The 23255-nt window shown below is 65.7% G+C and carries 25 protein-coding genes; 9 read left to right on the top strand and 16 right to left on the bottom strand.

Annotation, left to right across the window (positions count from 1 at the left end; genetic code table 11):
- Positions 1–15: 15 nt before the first annotated feature.
- The 4 genes from AC5RWT_RS07555 to AC5RWT_RS07570 are packed head-to-tail and all read right to left on the bottom strand — an operon-like array spanning position 16 to position 4411.
- Entirely contained in the window at positions 16–597 is a 582-nt protein-coding gene (locus AC5RWT_RS07555; RefSeq protein WP_494079755.1) for a TetR/AcrR family transcriptional regulator, read from the bottom strand.
- A complete protein-coding gene (locus AC5RWT_RS07560; RefSeq protein WP_494079756.1) occupies positions 584–1765 on the bottom strand; it encodes an ABC transporter ATP-binding protein in 1182 nt (393 codons plus the stop codon). Before AC5RWT_RS07560 ends, AC5RWT_RS07555 begins: the two co-directional genes overlap by 14 nt.
- Positions 1762–3357 (bottom strand): ABC transporter permease, encoded by a 1596-nt coding sequence (locus tag AC5RWT_RS07565; RefSeq protein WP_494079757.1) that lies wholly within the window; start codon positions 3355–3357, stop codon positions 1762–1764. Before AC5RWT_RS07565 ends, AC5RWT_RS07560 begins: the two co-directional genes overlap by 4 nt.
- A gap of 4 nt (positions 3358–3361) precedes the next feature.
- Entirely contained in the window at positions 3362–4411 is a 1050-nt protein-coding gene (locus AC5RWT_RS07570) for an iron ABC transporter substrate-binding protein (RefSeq protein ID WP_494079758.1), read from the bottom strand.
- A 374-nt stretch (positions 4412–4785) separates the two neighbouring features.
- Between AC5RWT_RS07570 and AC5RWT_RS07575 the strand changes: the two genes are divergently transcribed.
- The 3 genes from AC5RWT_RS07575 to AC5RWT_RS07585 all read left to right on the top strand — a co-directional run bounded on the left by AC5RWT_RS07575 (position 4786) and on the right by AC5RWT_RS07585 (position 7912).
- Positions 4786–5217, top strand: a complete 432-nt coding sequence (locus AC5RWT_RS07575; protein ID WP_494043833.1) for a universal stress protein — start codon at positions 4786–4788, stop codon at positions 5215–5217.
- A 627-nt stretch (positions 5218–5844) separates the two neighbouring features.
- Positions 5845–7188, top strand: coding sequence for a GntP family permease (locus AC5RWT_RS07580; RefSeq protein WP_494043834.1), 1344 nt, complete (start codon positions 5845–5847; stop codon positions 7186–7188).
- 397 nt (positions 7189–7585) lie between these two features.
- The gene (locus AC5RWT_RS07585; protein WP_494043835.1) at positions 7586–7912 is read left to right on the top strand and encodes a hypothetical protein; all 327 of its coding nucleotides are present in this window, start codon (positions 7586–7588) and stop codon (positions 7910–7912) included.
- A gap of 3 nt (positions 7913–7915) precedes the next feature.
- Here AC5RWT_RS07585 and AC5RWT_RS07590 read toward each other — a convergent pair whose 3' ends face one another.
- The 5 genes from AC5RWT_RS07590 to AC5RWT_RS07610 all read right to left on the bottom strand — a co-directional run bounded on the left by AC5RWT_RS07590 (position 7916) and on the right by AC5RWT_RS07610 (position 11345).
- Positions 7916–8419: a hypothetical protein gene (locus tag AC5RWT_RS07590; RefSeq protein ID WP_494079759.1), complete on the bottom strand. Its 504-nt coding sequence runs from the start codon at positions 8417–8419 to the stop codon at positions 7916–7918.
- A gap of 135 nt (positions 8420–8554) precedes the next feature.
- On the bottom strand, positions 8555–8812 hold the full coding sequence (locus AC5RWT_RS07595; protein ID WP_127512525.1) for a type B 50S ribosomal protein L31: 258 nt from the start codon (positions 8810–8812) through the stop codon (positions 8555–8557).
- Positions 8813–8961: 149 nt separating this feature from the next.
- A complete protein-coding gene (locus AC5RWT_RS07600) occupies positions 8962–9768 on the bottom strand; it encodes a TrmH family RNA methyltransferase (protein ID WP_494079760.1) in 807 nt (268 codons plus the stop codon).
- Entirely contained in the window at positions 9765–10541 is a 777-nt protein-coding gene (locus AC5RWT_RS07605) for a sulfite exporter TauE/SafE family protein (protein WP_494043838.1), read from the bottom strand. The genes AC5RWT_RS07600 and AC5RWT_RS07605 overlap by 4 nt, the downstream gene beginning before the upstream one ends.
- 15 nt (positions 10542–10556) lie before the next feature.
- Positions 10557–11345 carry an ABC transporter ATP-binding protein gene (locus tag AC5RWT_RS07610; protein ID WP_494043839.1) on the bottom strand — a complete coding sequence of 263 codons (789 nt, stop codon included), beginning with the start codon at positions 11343–11345 and terminating at the stop codon, positions 10557–10559.
- A gap of 107 nt (positions 11346–11452) precedes the next feature.
- Here AC5RWT_RS07610 and serB point away from each other — a divergent pair, with 107 nt between their 5' ends.
- Both serB and AC5RWT_RS07620 read left to right on the top strand, forming a co-directional pair.
- On the top strand, positions 11453–12346 hold the full coding sequence (gene serB, locus AC5RWT_RS07615; RefSeq protein WP_494079780.1) for a phosphoserine phosphatase SerB: 894 nt from the start codon (positions 11453–11455) through the stop codon (positions 12344–12346).
- Between the two features lie 168 nt (positions 12347–12514).
- Positions 12515–14404, top strand: a complete 1890-nt coding sequence (locus tag AC5RWT_RS07620) for a transketolase (RefSeq protein WP_494079761.1) — start codon at positions 12515–12517, stop codon at positions 14402–14404.
- Between the two features lie 84 nt (positions 14405–14488).
- Here the strand turns inward: AC5RWT_RS07620 and AC5RWT_RS07625 are convergent, their stop codons facing one another.
- The 3 genes from AC5RWT_RS07625 to AC5RWT_RS07635 form a co-directional block, all read right to left on the bottom strand.
- Positions 14489–14677 carry a hypothetical protein gene (locus tag AC5RWT_RS07625; RefSeq protein WP_494079762.1) on the bottom strand — a complete coding sequence of 63 codons (189 nt, stop codon included), beginning with the start codon at positions 14675–14677 and terminating at the stop codon, positions 14489–14491.
- Between the two features lie 181 nt (positions 14678–14858).
- Complete coding sequence (locus tag AC5RWT_RS07630) at positions 14859–15611, bottom strand: SDR family oxidoreductase (RefSeq protein WP_494079763.1); 753 nt, start codon at positions 15609–15611, stop codon at positions 14859–14861.
- A 162-nt stretch (positions 15612–15773) separates the two neighbouring features.
- Positions 15774–16508, bottom strand: a complete 735-nt coding sequence (locus AC5RWT_RS07635) for a beta-ketoacyl-ACP reductase (RefSeq protein WP_494043842.1) — start codon at positions 16506–16508, stop codon at positions 15774–15776.
- 118 nt (positions 16509–16626) lie between these two features.
- On the opposite strand from AC5RWT_RS07635, the gene AC5RWT_RS07640 reads away from it, so the two are divergent.
- The 3 genes from AC5RWT_RS07640 to AC5RWT_RS07650 are packed head-to-tail and all read left to right on the top strand — an operon-like array spanning position 16627 to position 18371.
- Positions 16627–17220 carry a DUF3099 domain-containing protein gene (locus AC5RWT_RS07640; protein ID WP_494079764.1) on the top strand — a complete coding sequence of 198 codons (594 nt, stop codon included), beginning with the start codon at positions 16627–16629 and terminating at the stop codon, positions 17218–17220.
- A complete protein-coding gene (locus AC5RWT_RS07645) occupies positions 17217–17468 on the top strand; it encodes an acetone carboxylase (RefSeq protein WP_494043844.1) in 252 nt (83 codons plus the stop codon). Before AC5RWT_RS07640 ends, AC5RWT_RS07645 begins: the two co-directional genes overlap by 4 nt.
- Positions 17469–18371, top strand: a complete 903-nt coding sequence (locus tag AC5RWT_RS07650) for an SURF1 family cytochrome oxidase biogenesis protein (RefSeq protein ID WP_494043845.1) — start codon at positions 17469–17471, stop codon at positions 18369–18371.
- A 161-nt stretch (positions 18372–18532) separates the two neighbouring features.
- On the opposite strand, the gene abc-f is transcribed toward AC5RWT_RS07650, so the two are convergent.
- Entirely contained in the window at positions 18533–20131 is a 1599-nt protein-coding gene (gene abc-f, locus AC5RWT_RS07655; RefSeq protein WP_494079765.1) for a ribosomal protection-like ABC-F family protein, read from the bottom strand.
- 153 nt (positions 20132–20284) lie between these two features.
- Here abc-f and ypfJ point away from each other — a divergent pair, with 153 nt between their 5' ends.
- Complete coding sequence (gene ypfJ, locus AC5RWT_RS07660) at positions 20285–21187, top strand: KPN_02809 family neutral zinc metallopeptidase (RefSeq protein WP_494079766.1); 903 nt, start codon at positions 20285–20287, stop codon at positions 21185–21187.
- A gap of 32 nt (positions 21188–21219) precedes the next feature.
- Here the strand turns inward: ypfJ and AC5RWT_RS07665 are convergent, their stop codons facing one another.
- From AC5RWT_RS07665 to sufC, 3 genes are all read right to left on the bottom strand, one after another.
- A complete protein-coding gene (locus AC5RWT_RS07665; protein WP_494079767.1) occupies positions 21220–22011 on the bottom strand; it encodes a Pr6Pr family membrane protein in 792 nt (263 codons plus the stop codon).
- A gap of 121 nt (positions 22012–22132) precedes the next feature.
- Positions 22133–22462, bottom strand: a complete 330-nt coding sequence (locus AC5RWT_RS07670; RefSeq protein ID WP_127512512.1) for a metal-sulfur cluster assembly factor — start codon at positions 22460–22462, stop codon at positions 22133–22135.
- Between the two features lie 2 nt (positions 22463–22464).
- Positions 22465–23226: a Fe-S cluster assembly ATPase SufC gene (gene sufC, locus AC5RWT_RS07675; protein ID WP_494079768.1), complete on the bottom strand. Its 762-nt coding sequence runs from the start codon at positions 23224–23226 to the stop codon at positions 22465–22467.
- Between the last annotated feature and the right edge of the window lie 29 nt (positions 23227–23255).

Raw genomic sequence — 23255 nt, forward strand, 5'->3', positions numbered from 1 at the left:
TGCTGTGGTCCGGAATCAATCATCGCCGCCCACTAGCCCGACGACGAGCGCTTCGATGACGTCGTCGCTGGACGTCTCTGGATCCAGCGGGGTGGTGAGCCGGTCGAACAGCAGTCCGTCCACCGCATAGTGGAAGAGTGCGACTTCCCGACGACCGCCGGGAAGTCCCGCCGCGGTGTTGAACGCGACGTCGCCCTCAAAAGACTCCCGTTGCCATTCCGCCAAGACGGCTGCCACCGCTGGGCGGCGGGTGCCCTCAAGCCGGAGTTCGAACAGCGCAAGCGTGACCTCCCGTTCCGCGGTGGTCAGCCGACGCACGATTTCGCGTAGATAGTCGGCCAAAAGCTTGCGGCTTGGCGGCCCGGCCGCGAGGAGGCGCTCAATATCCTTCGGATCCGGAGCGAGCCGTTCGCCAATCCGGTGGACGAGGCCGGAGATCAACGCCTCGCGGCTGCGGAAGTAATTCGACGCGGTCCCGACGGGGACTCCTGCTGCTTCGTCGATCGCGCGGTGGGTGAGTCCGCGCGAGCCTTCGGCAGCGAGAACGGCCAAGCCTGCATCGGCGAGCAGTCGTCTCCGCTGCTCATTCTTTGCCATGCTCCCTTTCCTGCGGGAAGGCCACGCCTTCGCCGACCACGCGCAGGCAGAGCTCGGTCCCGGGCTTCGTAATGGAAGCATTCCAGTGCCGGATGGTGATCACCTCGCCGCCGCCAGGGTACCGGTGGCCGTTGCCGGAAGCGGCGCGCTGGGACGCATTGTTCTCGGCCAGTTTGATGCGGACAGTGGTTTCCGGACCGAAGTAGTCGGTGTCTACGACGACACCGCGGATGGGACCGTCCGGCGCAATGCGGATCTGCTCGGGGCGGAGCATGAGCTGGACCTTGCCCTGCGCCGGCGGCCGGCGAACCGGGACTCCGCCCAACGAGCAGGTCGCCAGGGAACCCTCCATCCAGGCATCCAGGATCACCGCGTCGCCCAGGAACTCGGCCGTGGCGCGGTCGGCCGGCCGCGTGTAGACCACGAAGGGGTTGCCGATCTGGGCCAACTTTCCGCCGCGCATGATCGCTACTTGATCTGCAAAGGAGAGGGCTTCGGCTTGGTCATGGGTCACCAGAATGGTGGTCACGCCGGCTTCGTTGAGCACCTTGGCCACGGCGCGGCGGGTGGCGACCCGGAGTCCGGCGTCGAGTGCCGAGAACGGCTCATCCAGGAGCATGAGTTCGGGTTCGCGGGCCAGCGCACGAGCCAACGCAACGCGCTGCTGCTGGCCGCCGGACAGCTGGTGCGGGCGTCGCTTTGCCATCGCGGCGTCCAGGGAGACCATTTCGAGCAGGTCCTGGACGCGCGCGTTCACGGCCCGGCGACCGCCGTCGAGCTTTCCGGCGTTCAGACCGAAAGCGATGTTCTGCCCCACCGTCAGATGCGGGAAGAGCGCTCCGTCCTGGGCGACGTATCCGACATGCCGCTTGTGGGCAGGTATCCAGACGCCGTTTCCGGCAACGGGTTGGCCGCTGAGGCTGATGGAGCCGGTGTCCGGATGTTCGAAGCCGGCGATCAGCCGCAGCAACGTGGTCTTGCCCGAACCCGACGGGCCCACGATCGCCGTGGTTCCGCCCTTGGCTACGGACAGATCGACGCCCTTGAGCACGGACTGGGAGCCGAAGTTCTTGGTGACCTCGGCGATCTCCAAATGCGTGTTGGTGGTTGGTGCGACGGAGGGCGCAACGCGAAACGCCGGGAGGCTGGAAGGGGATTGTTCGGTCACTGTCCGGCCACTTTCTTGGACTGTTGGAAGAGCAGGTAGGTCATGGGCGCTGAGAGCAGGATCATCAATAAGGCATAGGGGGCCGCGCCGGTGTAGTCGATCTCGCTGCTCTTGCTCCAGAACTCGGTGGCCAGGGTCCGGGTCCCGTTCGGAGAGAGGAGCAGCGTGGCCGTCAACTCGTTGACGATGGCGAGGAAAACCAGTGCGGCGCCGCCCGCGGCCGCCGGCGCGGTGAGGCGCAGCGTCACCCGAACAAAGGAAGTCAGCGGGGCTTTGCCGAGAGACTGGGCGGCTTCGTCGAGTTCCTTGGGCGCCTGCGCCAGCCCCGAGCGGAGGTTGACCAGCGCCCGCGGGAGAAACAGCAGCACATAGGCGGCGATCAGCACCGCCGCCGTTTGATAGATCCCCGGGACCGCCCGGATGCTGACGGTGACGAACGCCAGGCCCACGACGATGCCCGGCATCGAGCTGGTCACGTAGTTGGAGAGTTCCAGCAGCTTGCTGAACCCACTGGGGCGCCGCACGGCCAGGTAGGCCATCGGGAAGGCCACGACAGTGGTGACGGCCGCACCAACGGCCCCGTACAACAGCGTCTGCAGCAGAGCGGGCAGGAACTCGTCGGCCGCCCAGACCTCCGCCCCGCCGGCGATGAGCCATTTCAACACGAACCAGACCGGCACCCCGAAGGCCAGCACCGTGACGGCGGCCAGCGAGAGCTGCGCGGGCAGCTGGTAGTGGCGAAGCGGTAACCGGGTCGCCTTGGCCGGAGCGCCCGAGCCGATGCGGGCATAGCGTGCCGTGCCGCGGCTCTTCACCTCGGCCAGCAGCAGGATGAGGCACAGGAACACCAGCACGCTGGCCAGCATGTTGCCGGCGGTGCCGTTAAACGTCGACTGAAACTGGACCATGATCGCCGTCGTGAAGGTATCGAAGCGGATCATGGCGAAGGCGCCGTACTCCGCCAAGAGGTGCAGGGATACCAACAGTGCGCCGCCGGTGAGGGCGATCCGGAGCTGCGGGAGCACCACCCTGAAGAAGACGGCCCACGGGCCCAGGCCGAGCGATGCGGCGGATTGCTCGATCGCTGGGTCCAGGCGGCCCAGCGCCGCGGCCGCCGGTATATAGACCAACGGGAAGTAGGACAAGGTGGCGATGAGCACGCCGGACCAGATTCCCTCCAAGGACGGAACGGCAGAGACCCACGAATAGCTGTTCACAAAGGCCGGAATGGCCAGTGGTGCGGCCAGGGCCACGGCCCACCAGCGGTTTCCGCGCAGCGTGGTGCGCTCCACCAGCCACGCGCCGCCCGCGCCCAAAACCAGGCACAGCGGGACGGTGATGACGGTGAGCATGACGGTGTTCAGCAGGAGTTCACCGACGCGCGGACGGAAGATCAGCTCGACGGCGGTCTCCCAGCCCGTTGCGACCGTCATGTAGGCGACGTACCCCAGGGGGATGAGCGAAAACAGCGCGATCAAGACCGCCAGCAGGGACACCGTAGACAGGCCGAAAGGCGGGCGAAGGCGCTTGCCCCCGCCCGCCGTCGTGCTCCCCGTAGTCGGCGTACGGGGAGCCGATAGATCAGTTGTCACAGAACTACAGTAATCCTGCCTTGGTCATCAGATCGCTGACCTGGGTGGAGTTCAGCTTGGCCGGGTCCACCGTGGGAGCCTCGAGGTCCTTGATCGGCACCAGGGCCTCATTGGCGTCCACCTGCGAGCCGACGGGGTACTCGAACGAGGTGCCGTCTTTCAGGATTTCCTGGCCCTGCTTGCCGGTGATGAACTTCAGGAAGGCCTGCGCGTCGGCCGCGTTCTTGGAGGACTTCAGCACGCCACCGCCGGAAACCGAGATGAAGGCTCCCGGGTCCTGGTTCTTGAAGTAGTACGGCGTGACGTTGTTGGAGTTCTCGCCGGTCTCGGCCTGATCGCCGTAGTAGTAGTAGTGGTAGATGAGCGCGGCGTCGACTTCACCGGCGTTGACCGCCTTCATGGCGGTGCTGTTGCCCTTGTAGGCCTTAAAGTTTTCCTTCATGCCCGCCAACCATGCGTCGGTGGCGGCTTCGCCCTTGAGCTCAAGCAGCGCGGAGACGATGGCCTGGAAGTCGGCGCCGGTCGGCGAAGCGGCCCACTTGCCCTTCCACTCAGGGTTGGCCAGGTCCAGCATCGACTTGGGCAACTTGTCTTCGCTGATCTTGTTCTTGTCGTACACCAGGACCGTGGAACGGGCAGCGATGCCGGTCCACTTGCCGGTGGAAGGGCGGAATTCCGCCGGAACCTGGTCGATCGTGGCCTGGTCCACGTCGGCGAAGAGCCCGGCGTTCTCAACCTGCGTCATGGCCGGCGAATTCTCCGTGAGGAACACGTCGGCCGGCGAGGCCTCGCCTTCCTGGATGATTTGGTTGGACATCTCGGTGTCCGAGCCCTGGCGGACGGTGACCTTGATGCCGGTTTCCGCGGTAAAGGCGTCGACCCATTCCTTGGTCAGGCTCTCGTGCTGTGCGTTGTAGACCGTGATGCCATCGCCTGCGGCGGCGGATCCGGATGCGGCGGAGCCGGTGTCGGAGTTCGAACCACAGGCTGCGAGGCCGAAGACTGCGGTGGCAGCTACTGCGATGCCGACCAGAGAGTTCTTGCGGAGCTTCATAGGGGAGCTTCTTTCTGCAAACAGGGAGAGGAAGTTGGGACCCTCAACGAGCTTAGGTTAGCCAAGCCTAAGCAGCCAAACCGGGGCCAAACTTTTTTCGGGGGTTGACTTTTATGACGCAGCGCGGGAGCAGGGATTCAAACGGAGCTGCCAGGCGCAGCGGCTGGTGGCACCGGGCATCTGCCGCACAACATCCCTTCACTGTGGGCTGGAGGTCCCGGGAGCGGTGGATGGCGCCATCTGCTATGTGTGGGAACCTCTTCCACATCTACTGTTGTAGACAGGGACAAGAAGGTACCCGCCGTCGTCGAAACATTCATCTTTGGACAGGGCCAGACCGTGGCCGAGAGCAGAGCGATGAGGAGGACACAACAATGTCAGAAATCGTCATGGTGGGAGTCGACGGCAGCAACACTGCGTTCAAAGCGGCTTCGCGGGCGGCAGACATCGCTGAGGGCCTCAACGCCGAACTCGCCGTGCTCAGCGCCCATGTCAAGGAAAATACCGAGGTCATCAAGATCGGGAACGACACCTGGATACTTGACGACGCCAAGCAAGCGCAAAAAATGGCTGAACGGGTCGCGACCAAACTGCGCGAGGAACATCCCGACCTGAGCATCCGCCCCGTCGCCGTTCGCGGGAAGCCGCAGGAGGCATTGGTCGAGGAAGCGGCGCGTGTGGGGGCCGGGCTGCTGGTTGTGGGCAACGTCGGATTGAAGGGCCTCGGCCGTGTGTTGGGCAGCGTCGCGAACAGCGTGGCCCGCAATTCACCCTGCGACGTGTTGATTGTAAAGACGGACCGATGATATCCGCCGGCACTACAGGCAGTATGCACAGCAGCAGCAGATAGGTTCCGTCTCCTTGACTCTCTTGGGGATGTTCCACTCCCTCGATCTGCATCCACTGTGGCGCGCAGAACCGGCCATCGCCCGTGGGGTAATGGAGATTATCAAGCGCGACCGTGAAGCCCTGCAATACCCGGGCATACGGGCGCCGGGCAGAAGCAATATGGGATCCGACGCAAACCCACGATGCATGCCAGAACTCTTCTCAGACCTTACCGCTAGAACCCGCCCAATAACCTCGTTGTTCAGCTCCCGCAGGCAGATCTTCTTCCCGGCTTCGCACTCCCGTAGATCATGCTCGCCGTATCACCATCAATTGGATTAGCAGGCCCAGGCCCTCTCCGAGCCTTGACACTGCAGGCCTGCCCGTATGAACTTGGTCCCCAGTATGAACTTGGTCCCGGGGATAAGGTGCATCAATGAGTTCCGGTACAGAACCGGTGTGCATCTTTGCGGGAACCTGCGGTGTCCGTACTCAAACCGGCGCCATGCTCGTCTTCGACGGCTGCGGCGCCGTACCAGAGCGGGGGTCGATGTGGCTACGGTACCGAATGACGTCGCCATTCTCCATAAAGGCAGGAGCAGGCCATGATCGTCATCCATACCGTCATAGCCATCGTCGTCATCATCGTGCTCATCATCAAGGCCAAGGTCGACCCGGTGATCTCGCTGATCATCGGCGCGCTCTACCTCGGCCTCGCAACCGGTGTCGGTTTCACGGCGACGATCGTGGCGATCGCCACCGGCTTCGGCGACATCATGGGCGAGGTCGGCCTGCTTATCGGCTTCGGGGTGCTCATTGGAGCGATGCTCCATGCGATCGGAGCCTTCGGGAAGATGGTGACGATGCTCGTCAACGGTGTCGGCGCACGCCGGCTCCCGTACGCATTGACCGCTGCGATGTCGACGATCTTCCCCTCGATCTACGTGGACGTACAGGTCGTGCTGGCCTCTCCGGTTGCCCGCTCAAGCGGACCACTTATTGGCCGGACCGGTTTGCCCCACATGGCCGGTGCACTGGGGACCGGGATCTTCGCCGGCTACGTCTTCGTGATCCCGGGTCTGGCCGCCGTCTCCATCGCGGGCCTGCTGGACATCCCACTGGGCCTTTGGCTGATCTACGGCCTCGTGCTCGGGCCGCTGACCGCGATCGTAACAACGCTGATCTTCCGCTGGCTCCTGCGCGGCCGCTACTGGAAATCGGACAGGGACGAAGAGGTCGATGAGGCGATGGTCGAACTGGAGACCACCGAACTGGTAGAAGAGGACACCAAAACTCCCCCGCTGTTCGTCTGCCTGCTGCCCATTCTTGTGCCGCTGGTGATGATCGCCTTCGGTGCATTCGCGGAGCTGTTCGGGTTCTCCAACGACTTCATCACCTTCCTCGGCGACGCCAACTTAGCGCTCTTCGTCGGCCTCCTCGGTGCCTACGCGCTGTGCCGGCGCACTCTAGGCTCGAAGGGCACAGACACGGCAATGAGCGAGGGCTTCCACACCACCGGCGAGATCCTGCTCATCACCGGCATCGGCGGATCCCTGGGCGCTGTCATCGGAGAGACCGGTCTCGACACGATCCTGGCCGACCTCTTCACGGCCGACGCAGCGGCGCCTGTCATTCTGAGCATCCTGCTCGCCTGGGTCATCGCCGCTGTGCTGCACCTGGCGATCGGATCGGTATCGGTAGCGGCCATCGCGGCCGCCGGGATCATCGGTCCGGTACTCGGGTCAATCAACGTCTCCCCGCTCGTCATCGGCCTCGCCATCGCCTCGGGTGCGATGTTCGCGCTTCAGGTCAACAGCAATTTTTTCTGGATGTTCAAGTCGCTGCTCGGACTGTCGACTCAGGGGACCTTCAAGACATTGACGATGGTTACATCCATCGGGTCGGTGGTCTCGCTACCGATGGTCTTGGCGGTAGCCCTCATCGCATAGGGCAGGGTCGCAGGTAATTCCCGCTGCGCCTGTCCCGTAACTCAATCCTTAGTTGAGATCTCAAATGGGTGTTTGCAGATCAGTAAGCTCCACAAAGAAGATGATGGCGGACGCGGCCCATCTGCAAGCCTGCGTCGCATCGCCCGACTGAACCTGGTGACGGCGGTGCGACCCGCCCCAGGGCCGGAAGGCTGCCCCGTCTATGTGGTCGACGATTGGCAGCGGCTATTGATCGGTCGGTGATTTTTGACGGCGGCAATCTATGAGTGCAGCTGTAACCAACTTGGCATCCATGAGGCCACGATACAAGCACCGGGGACTCATTGGTCGTGGACAAAGACCCGGACATCCGTTCCACGCGTCGCTTATTTCGAACACACGTTCTACCATTTAACAGATGGACCGGGACGCATTGGCGAAGATCGCTGCCCGTTATGCCAGACGGGCGGAGCCGGTGTCACTGACGCCGGAGGAGCTGGATCTTGAGCATTGCCAGGTGACCCGCGTGGTACCAGGGGTGCCGGTATGGGCGTGGATCCGCTTTCCGGGGGCGGCCGAACTGGTCCAGGGTGAGGCATTCGGCTGGACGTCGCGGGCGGTTGAGGTCGCGTGGACGGATGCCGGGCACCGGCGGGTTACCTGGGTCTGGGCATCTGCCGTGCGACGGCGGGACGATCCGGTTCGGAAAACGGCCCTGGGAGACAGGACCAGCCAGCGGACCTGAGGCCTACTCCCCCGCCGTGCAGTACAGCTGCAGTTCGGCGTCGCCATCCCGGATGTAGTGCAGCCCGGTGAACCCATGACCCCCGCTGAAGCGGGATGCCAAGGACGAGCCGTCCTCCAACTGGTACAGCAGGCTGGCAATCATTGTCCCCTCGGCGTTACTGATGGACAGCGAGACTGCCTTCCCGTCCGGGGCCTCCCCGAGGTAGCTTCCGGACAGCCGAAAGGTACCCGTCGACAATTCCTGCCTGGTGGTTGCCGGCCCGTCCACCCGCGGCAGGATGAGTTGCGCGGCCTCCTCTCCGGCGCTGCTGCCGACGTTCGGACGGTACTGCGTGGTGCAGCTAATCCCAGTCGGCAGCTGCTGCGGGCCTGCGGCGCAGCCGGCAGCCGGGAGCGTGGAGACGGCCAGCATGGTCAGCGCGACGAAAGCCCGCCCTCCGGAGCCGCTCCCCCGGTGCCGGCTCAAGGGGACCGGGACCGTGCCGCCGCTACCGGGTGCTGTCATGGCAGCAGCGTAGCGTCAGAGCCGGCTTCAACCGGCATTCACACCGCTAACGTCCCTCCCTGTCCGCCGCCGCGTTAAACAAGCAGAGCCCGCACCAAACGGTGCGGGCTCTGCTGAAAGGCGCGGGGCGAAGAGTTACTTCTTGCCGCCGAAGCCCTTGAAGCGTGCGTTGAAGCGCTCCACGCGGCCGGCGCTGTCCATGATGCGCTGCTTGCCGGTGTAGAACGGGTGGGACTCCGAGGAGATTTCAACCTCGATCAGCGGGTAGCTGTTGCCGTCTTCCCACTCCACCGTCTTGCTGGACGTAGCGGTGGACTTGGTCAGGAAGGAAACGCCGGAGGCCAGGTCGCGGAAAACAACCGGGGCGTATGCCGGATGGATATCAGACTTCATAGTTGAACCTTTTCTACACGCCCCTGGATTTTGCCAGCGGCTAGAAGGATGGAAAGATGGCAGCCCCAATAGGGCCAGCACACAACTCTACCGCATCAGCCCGGCCGCGTCGAAGCGACACGGACCTTCAGCACCGCAGGACCTGGAGCCTAGTCCGGCCGGCAGGCCCAAAATGCGACGGCACTGGCCGCGGCAACATTGAGCGAATCGACGCCGGCCCGCATCGGGATCATCACGGTCAGGTCCACTTGTGCCAGCGTCTGCGGCCGGACGCCGGCGCCCTCGGTGCCCAGCACCAGGGCCAACTTGTCGAAGGTGCGCCGTTCCAGCTCGTCCAAGGTGATGGCGTCGTCGGCAAGCTCCAGCGCCGCCGTCGTGAATCCCTCGCTGCTCAACACGGCCAGTCCAGCCGGCCATTCCTGGAGCCTGGCCCAGGGGATCTGGAACACGGTGCCCATGGAGACTCGGATGCTGCGCCGGTACAACGGATCGGCGCACTGCGGGCTCAGCAGCACGGCGTCCATGCCCATGGCGGCGGCGGACCGGAAGATCGCGCCCACATTGGTGTGGTCCACGATGTCTTCCAATACCGCCACCCGGCGGGCGCCGGCCAGCACCTCCCGCGCGGACCGCGGCTCAGGCCGGTGCATGGCGGCCATGGCGCCGCGGTGCAGGTGGAAACCGGTAATCGCTTCCAGGACCTCCGGCGTCCCGATGAATACCGGCACCTCCGGGAACCACTCGATCACGTCGCGCAGGTCGTCCAGCCACTTGTCGGTCAGGAAGAAGGACCGCGGGATGTGGCCGGCCGCAACGGCCCTGCGCAGCACCTTGGAGCTTTCGGCAATGTACATCCCCTCCGCGGGTTCGCGGCGGCGGCGCAGGGCGGTGTCGGTCAACTGGGTGTAGTCGGCCACCCGCGGGTCGTCGGCGGTATCCAGCCTGACCAGGTTCATGCGAAGAGGTTCCTGACCAACACAACCAGCGCCACCAGCCCCAGCGTCACAATCACGCCCCGCAGCACCACGGGCTTCAGCCGGCGTCCCACGGCGGATCCGATCAGCGCGCCGATCAGCGAACTGATCGCGATCACCAGCACCACCGGCCATTCGATCCGGTCGAAGGCGAACAGCATGTAGGAGATCGCCGCAATGATGTTCACGCCGAGGACCAGCACGTTCTTCATGGCGTTGGCCTGCTGCAGTGTGCCGTGCAGGAAGACGCCGAGGATGCCGACCAGCAGCACGCCCTGCGCGGCCACGAAGTAGCCACCATAGACGCCGGCGAAAAACACCAGTCCCAGCAACAGCCAAGGCCGCGGGCGGGTGCGGGCCTGTGCCGCCTGGCGCTCCCGCACCCAAGCCTGCAGCTTCGGTTGGAACACCACGAAGAACAGCGCCACCACAATCAGGAACGGCGCGGCGATGCCGAACACTTCCTCCGGCAGGTGCAGCAGCAGCCACGCGCCGGTGATGCCGCCCAGCAGCGACGCCGGAAGCAGGATGGCGACCGTGCGGCGCAGCCCGGCGAGTTCACGGCGGTAGCCGTAGACCCCGCCCACGTTGCCCGCGATCAGGCCGATCGCGTTGGAGATGGTCGCCGTCACGGGCGCATAACCCAGCGCCACCAGGACGGGGAAGGTGACCAGCGTGCCGGATCCGACGATGCTGTTGATGGTGCCGGCCCACAGCCCGGCCAGCCCAATCAGGGCAGCGTTGAGTACATCCACGGGGGCAGGGACCGCCTAGGCGCGCTTGGCTACGGCAGTGTAGCGGCCGTCGTCGTGCTTCAGGCTGAGCGGCATGTCAAACGCGGTGCTCAGGTTGTCTTCGGTCAGCACCTCGGCGATGGGGCCTTGGGCCACCACGCCGCCCTCGCGCAGCAGCATGGCGTGGGTAAAGCCCGGCGGCACTTCCTCCAGGTGGTGGGTGACCAGCACCAGGGCCGGCGCGTCCTCATCCTTGGCCAGTTCGCTCAGCCGCTTCACGAGGTCCTCGCGGCCGGCCAGGTCAAGGCCGGCGCCCGGCTCGTCCAGCAGCAGCAGCTCCGGATCGGACATCAGCGCGCGGGCGATCTGCACGCGCTTGCGTTCGCCTTCGCTGAGCGTGGCGAAGGTGCGGTTCATGAAGGTGGACATCCCCCACGCGTCCAGCAGGCGGAACGCCCGGCGCTCGTCCACCTTGTCGTACTGTTCGCGCCAGCGGCCGGTCACACCGTAGGAGGCGGTGACCACCACGTTGAGCACCCGCTCGTGCTCCGGGATCTGGTTGGCCAGCGCGGCGGAGGCCAGGCCGATCCGGGGCCGGAGCTCGAACACGTCCACCTTGCCCATGGTCTCGTCCAGGATGCCGGCAATCCCGCGCGTGGGGTGCAGGCGAGCGCCGGCGATCTGCAGCAGCGTGGTCTTGCCCGCCCCGTTGGGGCCCAGCACTACCCAGCGCTCCCCCTCCTTGACCTGCCAGTCAACGCCGTCCAGCAGGGTTTTCCGCCCGCGGACAACAGTAACCCCGGCAAACTCAAGTACATCGCTCATATCAGTAGACAGTAGGCTAAAACGTGTAGTAATCGCCAAACGCGACGCCGGACCCTGCCCTGATGGATCCGGCCATCCCCTCCAGCTTTGCGCAGAACGGAATCACCATGTCCTCGCTCCTCCGCGTTGTCTCCTACGGTCGGGACCTGCCCGATGCCTACCTTGCCGCCGTGCAGGCCGCGGTTACCGGGGCCGGCGGAAACATCGTTGAACTGGAGAATGCGGCCAACGGCCGCTTCCAGGTCACCGTATTGATTGTGGAGTACGACGGCGGTGCCTCCGACGGCGTCACGGCTCTGCGGGCGGCGGTGGCCCCCGTGCTCACCGGCGAGCTGGGCACGGCGGTGATGGACGCGTCGCTGGCCGGGCCGGACCGGAAGCTGCTGCTGATGGATGTGGACTCCACGCTTATCCAGCAGGAAGTGATCGAGCTGCTGGCGGAGCACGCCGGTAAACGGGACGAGGTTGCCGCCGTGACCGAAGCGGCGATGCGCGGCGAACTGGACTTCGCCGAGAGCCTGCACGCCCGCGTGGCCACGCTGAAGGACCTTCCGCTCGGCGTGATCGAGCGGGTGCGCGCTTCACTGCTCTTGACGCACGGCGCCAAGGAACTGGTGGAGGCCTTCCTAGCCGCCGGCCATGCGGTGGCGGTGGTCTCCGGCGGCTTCAGCCAGATCCTGGACCCGCTGGCCGAAGAACTTAACCTGACGTACTACCGGGCCAACCTGCTGGGCACCGACGCCGACATGCTGACCGGCACGGTGGACGGCGATGTGGTGGACCGGGCGGCGAAGGAGGCCTCGCTGCGCGAATGGGCCGCGGCGGAAAACATTCACCTGGCCCAGACCATTGCCATCGGCGACGGCGCCAACGACCTGGACATGCTGGCCGCCGCGGGGCTGGGGGTTGCCTTCAACGCCAAGCCCGCCGTCCGCGACGCCGCGGATGCCGCCATTAACATCCCTTACCTGGATGTGGCGCGCTACTTCGCCGGAGTCTGACGCCGAACCTGCCGGCGTCCACTGGCTGGCTGCTCGTGGATGCAATCGTGGCCCTGTCGCCGGACCACGGACGGGAGTAGGGTCAGGTTGAACATCCCCCGGGCAGCGCTGCCGATGCGTGCAACGGGGCCCGGGATTCCCTGAACCTTCAGTGAAGGAGAGTCAGTGATGACCACCGACTCCACATCAACCACTACCTGGGATCCAAGCCTGGCGGAGAGTTGTCGCGCGCTGGCCGCGCAGCTGCGGGTCGACTCAATCCGCGTCACCAGCAGGGCCGGCTCGGGCCACGCCACCTCCTCCCTGTCGGCCGCCGACCTGATGGCGGTGCTGTTGTTGAACCATCTCCGCTATGACTGGCAGCGCCCCGAGCTGGCCGCGAACGACCACCTGGTCTTCTCCAAGGGACACGCCTCTCCGCTGCTCTACGCCATCTTCCGGGCTGCCGGAGCGATCGACGAAGCGGAGCTGCTGGATACCTACCGGCAGTTCGGCGGCAGGCTGCAGGGACATCCGACTCCTGTCCTGCCGTGGGTGGACGTGGCCACCGGTTCCCTGGGCCAAGGACTGCCCGACGCCGTCGGCATCGCCCTGGCCGGGAAGTTCCTGGACCGGCTGCCCTACCAGGCGTGGGTGCTGTGCGGCGACAGCGAGCTCGCCGAAGGGTCCATGTGGGAGGCCCTGGACAAGGCCGCCTACTACCGGTTGGGAAACCTGACCGCCATCGTGGACGTGAACCGGCTGGGCCAGAATGGGCCCACCGAGCTCGGGTGGAACCTGGACCGGTACGCCGAACGGGTCCAGGCCTTCGGGGCCCAGCCGCTGCCGATTGACGGCCATGACCTGGAAGCGATCAATGACGCCCTCGCCACGGCCCGCGCCACCAAAGACCAGCCCAGCGTCATCCTGGCTCGGACAATCAAGGGCAAGGGCGTCCCCGAGGTGGAGGACAAGAACGGCTGGCACGGAAAGGCACTGCCGGACGACATCGCCGAACCCGCCATCAAGGCGCTGGGCGGACCCACCCAGATCCGGGTCAGCACGCATGGCCCGGAAGCAGGCGAACCGGCCATCAAGGCCAACCCGTCGGCCGCCGTCAAGCTTCCCACCTACACCGTGGGCGACGCCGTCGCCACCAGGACCGCGTTCGGCGAAGCGGTCTCTGCCCTCGCGGCGCGGCCCGAGGTGGTGATGTTGGACGGCGAAGTGGGGAATTCCACCAAGGCCGGTGAATTCAGCAAGGCCGCCCCGGACCGTTTCTTCGAGATGTTCATTTCCGAGCAGCAAATGGTGGCCGCGGCGGCAGGGCTCTCGGTGCGTGGATATGTGCCGTTCGCCGCGAGCTTCGCGGCTTTTCTGGTGGCCCGCGGCTACGACTTCATCCGGATGGCCGGCGTTTCCGAGGTGGACATCCGCCTGGTCGGCACTCATGCCGGCGTCGAGATCGGCCAAGACGGGCCGTCCCAGATGGCGCTCGAGGACCTCGCCGCGATGCGCGCGATCCACACCTCGACCGTCCTCTACCCGGCAGATGCGCCCTCCACCGCACGGCTGATCCAGACCATGGCGGACACGCCTGGCATCTGCTACCTGCGTGCCACCCGCGGCGATTACCCCGTGCTCTACGAGGCGGGCGAGGAATTCCCCCTGGGCGGCTCCAAAGTGCATGGAGCCACCGGCGACGACGCTGTCACCCTTGTCGGCGCGGGGGTCACCGTGCACGAATGCCTCGCCGCCGCTGCCCAACTCGCCGGTGAAGGCATTGCCGCCCGCGTGATCGACCTGTACTCGATCAAGCCGATCGACCAGGAAACCTTGCTGGCCGCGTGCCACGCCACCGGCGGGCGGATCATCACGGTCGAGGACCACTATCCCGAGGGCGGCCTCGGCTCAGCGGTCGCCGATGCGTTGACGCAGGCCCAGGTCCCGGAACTCAAACTGGTCCGTCTGGCCGTGCAAGGACTGCCCACCTCCGGCGCACCGGAGGAACTGTTGAACGCGGCAGGCATCTCGGCGAAGCACATCACGGAGGCGGCGCGCAGCCTGGTCCGCGGCTAGCCCGCCCTGGTCCGCGGCTAGCCCGCCCTGGTCCGCGGGTTGCCCGCCCGCCCCAGAAGCCCGGGGCTAAGGGCCCGGGGCCCCTCAGGCCGCGAGGGATTCGGCCGCGGACGGGCAGGGCCATTCCACGAGCCGAATGAAGTTGCCGTTCTCGTCGTAGGAGCAGTCCTCACAGATAGCCGGCGCGGGCAAATCGTCGCAGGCATCACAACGTCCGCAGGAATTCGGTTCCATAAAGTCGATCCCGACGCCGCGGGAATGTGTCTTTGCCATCTTCGCTACCTCCTGAGTGTTCAAGGATGCGGCCAACGTAGCATCCGCTTCGGACAGCATCGGGGATGCAGCCCGGCATGCCCGGAACTGATGCGTCATGCCGTTGAGGAGCACCGCGTCCGGGGCACAGCGCGGGAGGGCACCGCTCCATCAACCGTTGTCAGGAGATGCCCGCGAGCTCCTAGCCCTGCGACTGCTGGAAGGACTCGGCCCCGCCCACGTATTCGGTGTGACCGGAGGGAACATCGGCGGTGACCATCTTCGCCACTTCTGCGCCGAACTCTTCCACGGAGTAGAGCTTCCCGGCCTCGGCGCGGCGGGCTTCGAGGGCGCCCGGGCGCGCGCGGTCCAGCAAGGTCGCGGTCACGGTGCCTTCGATCATGTCGCCGGAGACCACGACCAGCGAGATGCCCTTGGCTTCCAGCTCCGGCAGCAGGTCGCGCAGCGCGTCCTCGCCGGCGCGCTTGCTCAACGCCACCGGTTCGTATTCCGGCATGGTCGGCACGGTACGGATGAAGTGCGCCTGATGGCTGGTCACGAAGACCACCCGGGAGCCCGCCGGCATCACCTCGGCCGCCGCCTTGAGCATGTTCACCTGCGCATCACGGTTCAGGCGCAGAGCGTAATCTTCGCCCATGCTCGTCTCCATGCCGCCGGAGGCGTTAAGCACCAGCACGTCCAGGCCGCCGAAGTTCTGCCGGGCCGCGTCCACGAGTGCCTGCGAGCCCTCCTCCGCGGTGAGGTCTGCAGCGACGGCGACGGCGCGGCCGCCCGCTTCCTCGATCTGCGCCACAACCTTGTTGGCCCGCGGTGCCTTCTGGCGGTAATTGACCACTACCGCTGCACCCTCGGCGGCGAGCAGCTTGGCCACCTCGGCGCCGATTCCGCGGGACGACCCCGTGACGATTGCTGCTTTGCCATCCAGTGCACCCATGGCTGCTCCTAAGGTTCTCGTTAAGGTTCTGTGGTGTTCCGGTCGCGCGGTTGTAGGAAACGCTTAACCGGATAAGGCTTCGGGTTCCATCTTGCCAGCCCCCGAAGCCTTATCCGTTGTAGAAAGCCCACAAAAGGCGGGCCGCCCGACTGCTGGGCTTCTTTAGTGACCCATACCCAGTCCGCCGTCCACCGGAATCACGGCGCCGGAGATGTAGGCAGCTTCGTCGCTGGCAACCCACCGGACCACCTTCGCCACCTCCTCGGGTTCGGCGAAGCGACCCGCCGGGATGGAGGACAGGTAGCTCTTCTGCGTGTCTTCCGGCAGCACGGCGGTCATTTCCGTGTTGACGAATCCCGGAGCAACCACGTTCGCGGTGATGTTGCGGGATCCAAGCTCGCGGGTCAGCGAACGGGCGATGCCCACCAGGCCGGCCTTGGAGGCGGCGTAGTTGATCTGGCCGGGCGACCCATAGAGGCCCACCACCGAGGAGATCAGCACTACGCGGCCCTTGCGCAGCCGGATCATCCCCTTGGAGGCACGTTTGATCACCCGGAACGCGCCGGACAGGTTGGTGTCCACCACGCTCGTGAAGTCTTCTTCACTCATCCGCAGCAGCAACATGTCGCGCGTGACGCCGGCATTGGCCACCAGCACCTCCACCGGGCCGTGAGCGGCCTCGACCTCGGTGAACGCAGCATCCACGGACCCGGCGTCCGTGACATCGGCCTTCACACCCAGGAGTCCTTCGGGCACGTCGCCGCTGCGGTAGGTGATCGCTACCTTGTCGCCGTTCGCCTCGAAGGCCCGGGCGATGGCCAAGCCAATGCCCCGGTTACCGCCGGTGACCAGCACGCTGCGGCCGGTCTGCTGTTCGTTGCTCACACTTACCTCCATGAAGCTGCTGTTTCCATAGGAATCCTAGCCCGGGAGATCCTGCGGCCGGGGACTCGTTGCGTCGGCTTTAGACATTCCGGCCGTCGTGGGAGAATTGATACAGCCCTGATGGAGTGTGATGAGCAAGCAACCTGACGAGAAACCGGAAGTCCTGAGCATTACGGACGTCCCCGAAAGCCACACCGATGAGATGCACCGGCGCATGGTCAAGTACTCGCTCGCCATGGGCATCCGGCTGGCCTGTTTGCTGCTCTTCTTCTTCATCGATAGCTGGTTCCGCTGGTTCTTTGTGGCTGGCGCCGTCTTCCTGCCGTGGATAGCCGTGATTATTGCCAATGGCGGCAGCGATAAGTCGCACCTGACGCACAGCGCCGCTCTGCTGGACCAGGCCCCGATGCCGGAGCTGGAGGCCCCCGCCGCCAGCGCCAAGGGCGGAGAAACCGAGGACGGCGACTTCCTGACCGGGGAGATCATCGACGACGCCTCGCAGCCCCCGGCCACTGGCCAGGGCCCCACAACCACCGCGCAAGAACGGCCCAGCCCTGCAGATGCGGACCCGGACGCCGGCCAAACGAAGGCATCGGCGGGCGAAGGCTTGTCAGCCAGCCAGCCGCCGCCCAGTCCCGCAGAGCAAGACGACTATGACCAGCCGGCTTTCATGGGAAGCCTCAGCCCGGTGGTCAAGCGGCGCCGACGGAAGACTGCCGCATGAACCTCTTGGGCCAGCTTGGCGGTGCAGCGGCCGCCGAGACACCGATCTGCTCACGGAAGGGTTGCCGCGGGGACGCCCAATGGCAGCTGCTCTGGAACAACCCGAAGATTCATGCGCCCGAGCGCCGCAAGATCTGGCTCGCCTGCGACGGGCATCGCGAGTGGCTGCAGGACTATTTGGTCCAGCGAAGCCTTTGGAAGGAAACGCTTCCCTTGGAAGAGTCCGCTACATCGGAAAGCAGTGCCTGAATGTCCTACCGATTCCTGCTCAGCGGCAAGTGGCTGGGCTGGCTGCTGATTGTTGCCCTGCTCGCCGCGGTCTGCGTGATGCTGGGTAACTGGCAGATGGACCGCCGGGACCAAGCGCGCGCCACCATCGCTGCCGTGGAAACCCATTACGACGCCGATCCGGTGCCGTTCACCAAGGTTCCGAAGATTTTCGCCACTGCCGATGATTCGGTGGAATGGACCCCCGTGGTCCTTAACGGCACGTACGACGACGCCGGCCAGCGGATTGTGCGGAACCGGCCCCTGAACGGCCGGCCGGGTTACGAGGTTCTCATCCCGCTCCGCCTCGAGGACGGGCAGGCCGTCATCATCAACCGCGGTTGGTTGCCGATCGGCAACAACCAGGCCGGCCATCCGGACACCATCCCCGCCGCTCCCAAGGGCGAGGTCACCGTCGTCGCACGTGTTAAGCCGGGCGAAGGGGCGGTCAGCCGTGGTGCCCCCGAAGGCCAGCTCGCGTCTATCCAGCTGGACGCCTATGCGAAGGAACTGGGCTACCCCGTCTACACCGGTAGCTATGGCCTGATGGCGGCGGAGTCTCCCGCTGCCGCCGAGCAACCGGTGCAGATCCCCAAGCCCGCCATTGATGAAGGCCCACACCTGTCGTACTCCATGCAGTGGTATGCCTTCGGCGTGCTGCTGTTCGTCGGCTACGGCTACGCCGCGCGGCAGCACGCGCACCATGGCCGGTTGACCGAGGAAGAAGAGGCGCTCAGCGGCTACCACCAGGCCAATCCGGCCCCGCGTGCCGCCGCAGCCCCGAAGCGCCACCGCAAGCGGCCCACAGCCGAAGAAGAGGAAGACGCGCTGCTGGACGCGCAAGGCTTCCGCACCGACGGGTCCCTGCTCAGCCAGGACGACTAGACTGCAGCGTCACCTTCAACCGAAATTGCACGGCGCTTAGCGGTCGCTGCTTCCCAGCCTTCGCAAGCTCAGGCCGGGTCCCTCGCAGCTTCCTTGCCCTCGTTCCTCGGTCGGCGATACGCGCCTTAGCAATTCCGCTTCAGACGGAATGTGCCCAGAAATCAGGCCAGGGTGACCAGGTCCAGGTAGTCCTCGTTCCAGAGGTCTTCGACGCCGTCCGGCAGCAGCACAACGCGTTCCGGGTTGAGTGCCGCGACCGCGCCCTCGTCGTGGCTGACCATGACGACGGCGCCGCTGTAGTTGCGCAGGGCACCGAGAATTTCCGCGCGGCTGGCCGGGTCCAGGTTGTTGGTGGGCTCGTCCAGCAGCAGCACGTTCGCCGATGACGCCACGATCGTGGCGAGGGCCAGCCGGGTCTTTTCGCCGCCGGACAGCACCCCTGCCGGCTTGTTGACGTCGTCGCCGGAGAACAGGAAGGAACCCAGGATGTTCCGCACTTCGGCATCCTGCAGGTCCGGGGCCGCCGTGCGCATGTTTTCCAGGACGGTCCGCTCCACATCCAAGGTGTCGTGTTCCTGGGCGTAGTAGCCGATCTTCAGTCCGTGGCCGGGCAGCACATCGCCGGTGTCAGGGGTGTCCACGCCGGCCAGCATGCGCAGCAAGGTGGTTTTGCCCGCGCCGTTCAGGCCCAGGATCACCACGCGGGAGCCCCGGTCGATGGCCAGATCGACGTCGGTAAAGATCTCCAGCGAGCCGTAGGACTTGCTCAGGCCTTCGGCAGTGAGCGGAGTCTTGCCGCACGGCGCGGGGTCGGGGAAGCGCAGCGCCGCCACCTTGTCCTGTGCCCGAACCTCGTCCAGGCCGCTGAGCAGCCGTTCGGCGCGTTTGGCCATGTTCTGCGCCGCCACAGCCTTGGTGGCCTTGGCCCGCATCTTGTTCGCCTGGTCCATCAGGACCTGGGCCTTCTTTTCCGCGTTGGCCCGCTCGCGCTTGCGTGCGCGTTCGTCGGTCTCGCGCTGCATCAGGTAGCGCTTCCAGTTCATGTTGTAGATGTCGATGGTGGTGCGGTTGGCGTCCAGGTGGAAAACCTTGTTGACGGTCGCTTCCAGCAGGCCGGTGTCGTGGCTGATCACGATCAGTCCGCCCTGATGGTTCTTGAGGAACTCGCGCAGCCAGGTGATCGAGTCGGCGTCGAGGTGGTTGGTCGGCTCGTCGAGGAGCATGGTTTCCGCGCCGGAGTAAAGGATCCGTGCCAGCTCCACGCGGCGGCGCTGGCCACCGGAGAGCGTTCTGAGCGGCTGGTTCAAGATCCGCTCCGGCAGGGCCAGGTTGGAGGAAATGGCAGCTGCTTCGGCCTCGGCCGCATAGCCACCGCCGGAGATGAACTCGGCCTCCAGCCGGTCGTAGCGGCGCATCGCCTTGGCCTGCACCTCGGCGTCGCTGCTGGCCATGTCCGTCTGCGCCTCACGCAGTTTGCGGGTCACCACGTCCAGTCCGCGGACCGAGAGGATCCGGTCGCGGGCCAACTGTTCCATGTCAGGGGTCCGTGGATCCTGCGGCAAATAGCCGATCTCCCCGTTGCGCACCACGGTCCCGGCGGCAGGCAGGCCCTCGCCGGCCAACACCCGGGTCAGCGTGGTCTTGCCGGCGCCGTTACGGCCCACCAGCCCCACTTTGTCGCCCTTGTCCACTCGGAAGGACACCGCCTCCATGAGCAGACGGGCTCCTGCACGCAGCTCAAGATCGTTGACTGTAATCACAGTGGAGGCCTTTCAAAAGGGTGGCGGGACGAGATGCCCAGGCGCCGTCCACCAAAGGACGGGGCGGAAATCAACCTTTCCAGTCTACCGGCATCGACGACCCGCACCCACCAGCCCGCCAGCCGCCGCTGCCGGGACCGTTATTGTTGGCTCATGAGTTTCTCCCGCGGTTCCCGGCTGGATACGTCCCAGGTACAGGACCGCCGAGGGGGCTTAGGCGGCAAAATCGCCATCGGCGGCGGAGGGCTGCTGGTGCTCATTGCGAGCCTGCTGGGCGTGCCGGCGGACGTGCTGGAGGGATTCGGGCTGGGCGGAAGCGGCCAGGAACAGCAGCAGATTGGCGGCCCCGGCCTGCAGCAGGAATGCCTCACCGGCGCCGACGCCAACGAACGCACCGATTGCCGCATCGTGGGAACCGTCAACAGCCTCAACGACTTCTGGGCCGGCTACCTGCCCCGCTACAACATGCAGTACCCCGTCCCTCAAACGGTCCTTTTCGACGGCGGTGTCAGCACCGGCTGCGGGAGTGCGAGCAGCGCCGTGGGCCCGTTCTACTGCCCGAGAGACCAGACCGCCTATTTCGACACCTCATTCTTCGCCGAGCTGACCAGCCGGTTTGGCGCCAGCGGCGGACCGTTGGCCGAGGAGTATGTGGTGGCGCACGAATTCGGACACCACATCCAGAATCTGACCGGGGCCATCGACTACTCCCAGCAAGATCCGCAGGGACCGGAATCCGGTGCCGTCCGGGTGGAACTCCAGGCCGATTGCTATGCCGGTGTCTGGGCAGCGAACGCGACCGAGCAAATCGACGAGCGGACCGGCGAGCCCTTCATGCAGCCGCTGACGGAGCGGGACCTGAGGGACGCTCTTTCCGCCGCCGCCGCGGTGGGCGACGACCGCATCCAGCAGTCCGCCACCGGGCAGGTCAACCCGCACACCTGGACGCACGGTTCCAGCGAGCAACGCCAGCGCTGGTTCCTGCAGGGCTACCAGACCGGGGATGCCGGCCGCTGCGACACCTTCTCCGCGCCCGACCTCGATAGGCCGGCCTGACGCGGTCACGCCCCGGACCCCGTTCGAACGGACTAGAGGTCTCGCGGATCCACCGGATCGGTCTCGCGGGCGCCTTCGCTGAACGGCACGCCGTCCGCGCCCTTGCCTGCGGCAGGGTCGGGCGGTCCAAAGCCCGGAAGATAACCGTCGGGCTCCCGTCCCATCGTGGAGTCCAGCAACAGGAAAACCATGGTGGCTCCCAGCCACAGCAGGACCAGTCCGATGCCCATCATCAGCAACTGCCCCGCTGGCGGCACCGTGCCGGCGGTGTAGGGCAGCCAGCCCGTGACGGCTCCCCTCAGGCCCGTCCAGAGCAGCCAGAAGCCCGGGAAGACCAGACCGAGGGTGGCTGCACCGGTGCTGATACGGGGACGGGGACCAAAGATCAGCCAGCCGGTCACCACCACCACCGGCAGCGCGTACAGCAGGAGCCGGTCCGCCATCACCCCGGCCACGGTCATTTCGGCGGTGTCGGGCAGTCCGCGGAACGGGGTGAACTGGGCCAGGAAAACCAGCAGCATGGCCGCCAGCGTGGCCGTCCGGGCCGCTCGCCAGAGCCGTCCCCCGGCCATGGCCGAATCCATCAGCAGTGTGAGGCTCACCACGAAGACCAGCAATGCCGACTGGACACCGGGCGCGCTGGCATAGTTCCACCACGAATGTGCGGCGGCGGCGGCATAGCCGGGCGCTGCCGGCACGGCGGTGATTCCGAGGGCGATGCCGACCACGGCCAGCAGGGCCGTCAGCCCATGGAAGGCCGCGGCAACATGGACCTCGTCATAGCGCCCGCGCTCCCGCGCCTTCCGCACGGTGGTAACTCCCATACGCCGATCCTAACGCTGCCGCCCGGGGACCAGACAGAGGATCAGACAGAGGCGGACCGGCCACCCGAAGGTGACCGGTCCGCCGTCGTCAATTCACACCGTCGTTAATGCAGGCAGTGGATCAGATGTTGAAGCCGAGCGCGCGCATCTGGTCACGGCCGTCGTCGGTGATCCGTTCCGGACCCCACGGCGGCATCCAGACCCAGTTGAGGCGCCACTCGTCGACAACGCCGTCCAGCGCCTTGCCGGTCTGCTCCTCGAGGACGTCGGTGAGCGGGCAGGCGGCGGTGGTCAGCGTCATGTCGATCAGCAGGGCACCGTCGTCGGCGTACTTCAGCCCGTACAGCAGGCCGAGGTCCACGATGTTGACGCCCAGCTCAGGGTCGATGACGTCCTTGAGCGCTTCTTCGACGTCCTCCAGGGACGTCTGCGGGGCATTGACTTCAGTCATCATTAGGCCTTTGCTGCGGTCAGGTAGCGGTCGTAGCCCTCTTCTTCGAGCCGGTCGGCCAGTTCGGGGCCGCCCTCTTCGGCGATGTGGCCGTCGACGAAGACGTGCACGAAGTTGGGCTTGATGTAGCGCAGGATCCGCGTGTAGTGGGTGATGAGCAGGGTGCCCATGGCGCCTTCGGCGTGCACCCGGTTGTGGCCTTCGGAGACCACCTTCAGTGCATCAACGTCCAGACCGGAGTCGGTCTCGTCCATGATGGCGAACTTCGGCTTGAACAGTTCAAGCTGCAGGATCTCCACGCGCTTCTTCTCGCCGCCGGAGAAGCCTTCGTTGACGTTGCGCTGGGCGAAGTCGGCGTCGATGCGCAACTGGCTCATCGCTGCCTTGACGTCCTTGGTCCAGTGACGCAGGCTCGGGGCCTCGCCGTCGAGCGCGGTCTTGGCGGTGCGCAGGAAGTTGGTCATGGTCACGCCGGGCACCTCGACCGGGTACTGCATGGCCAGGAACAGGCCGGCGCGGGCACGCTCGTCCACCTTCATGGCCAGCACGTCTTCGCCGTCCAGCGTGATGGAACCGGAGTCCACGTTGTAGCGCGGGTGCCCGGCGATGGTGGAAGCCAAGGTGGACTTGCCGGAACCGTTCGGGCCCATGATGGCGTGGATTTCGCCGGTGTTGATCGTCAGGGAGACGCCCTTGAGGATCTCCTTGCTGCCCTGCTCGGTGTTAATGCTGACGTGCAGGTCCTTGATTTCAAGAGTAGACATCTGTCTGCTTTCTCCTTTGCGCCCGGTGA

The organism is Arthrobacter sp. Dra40 (assembly GCF_059091905.1).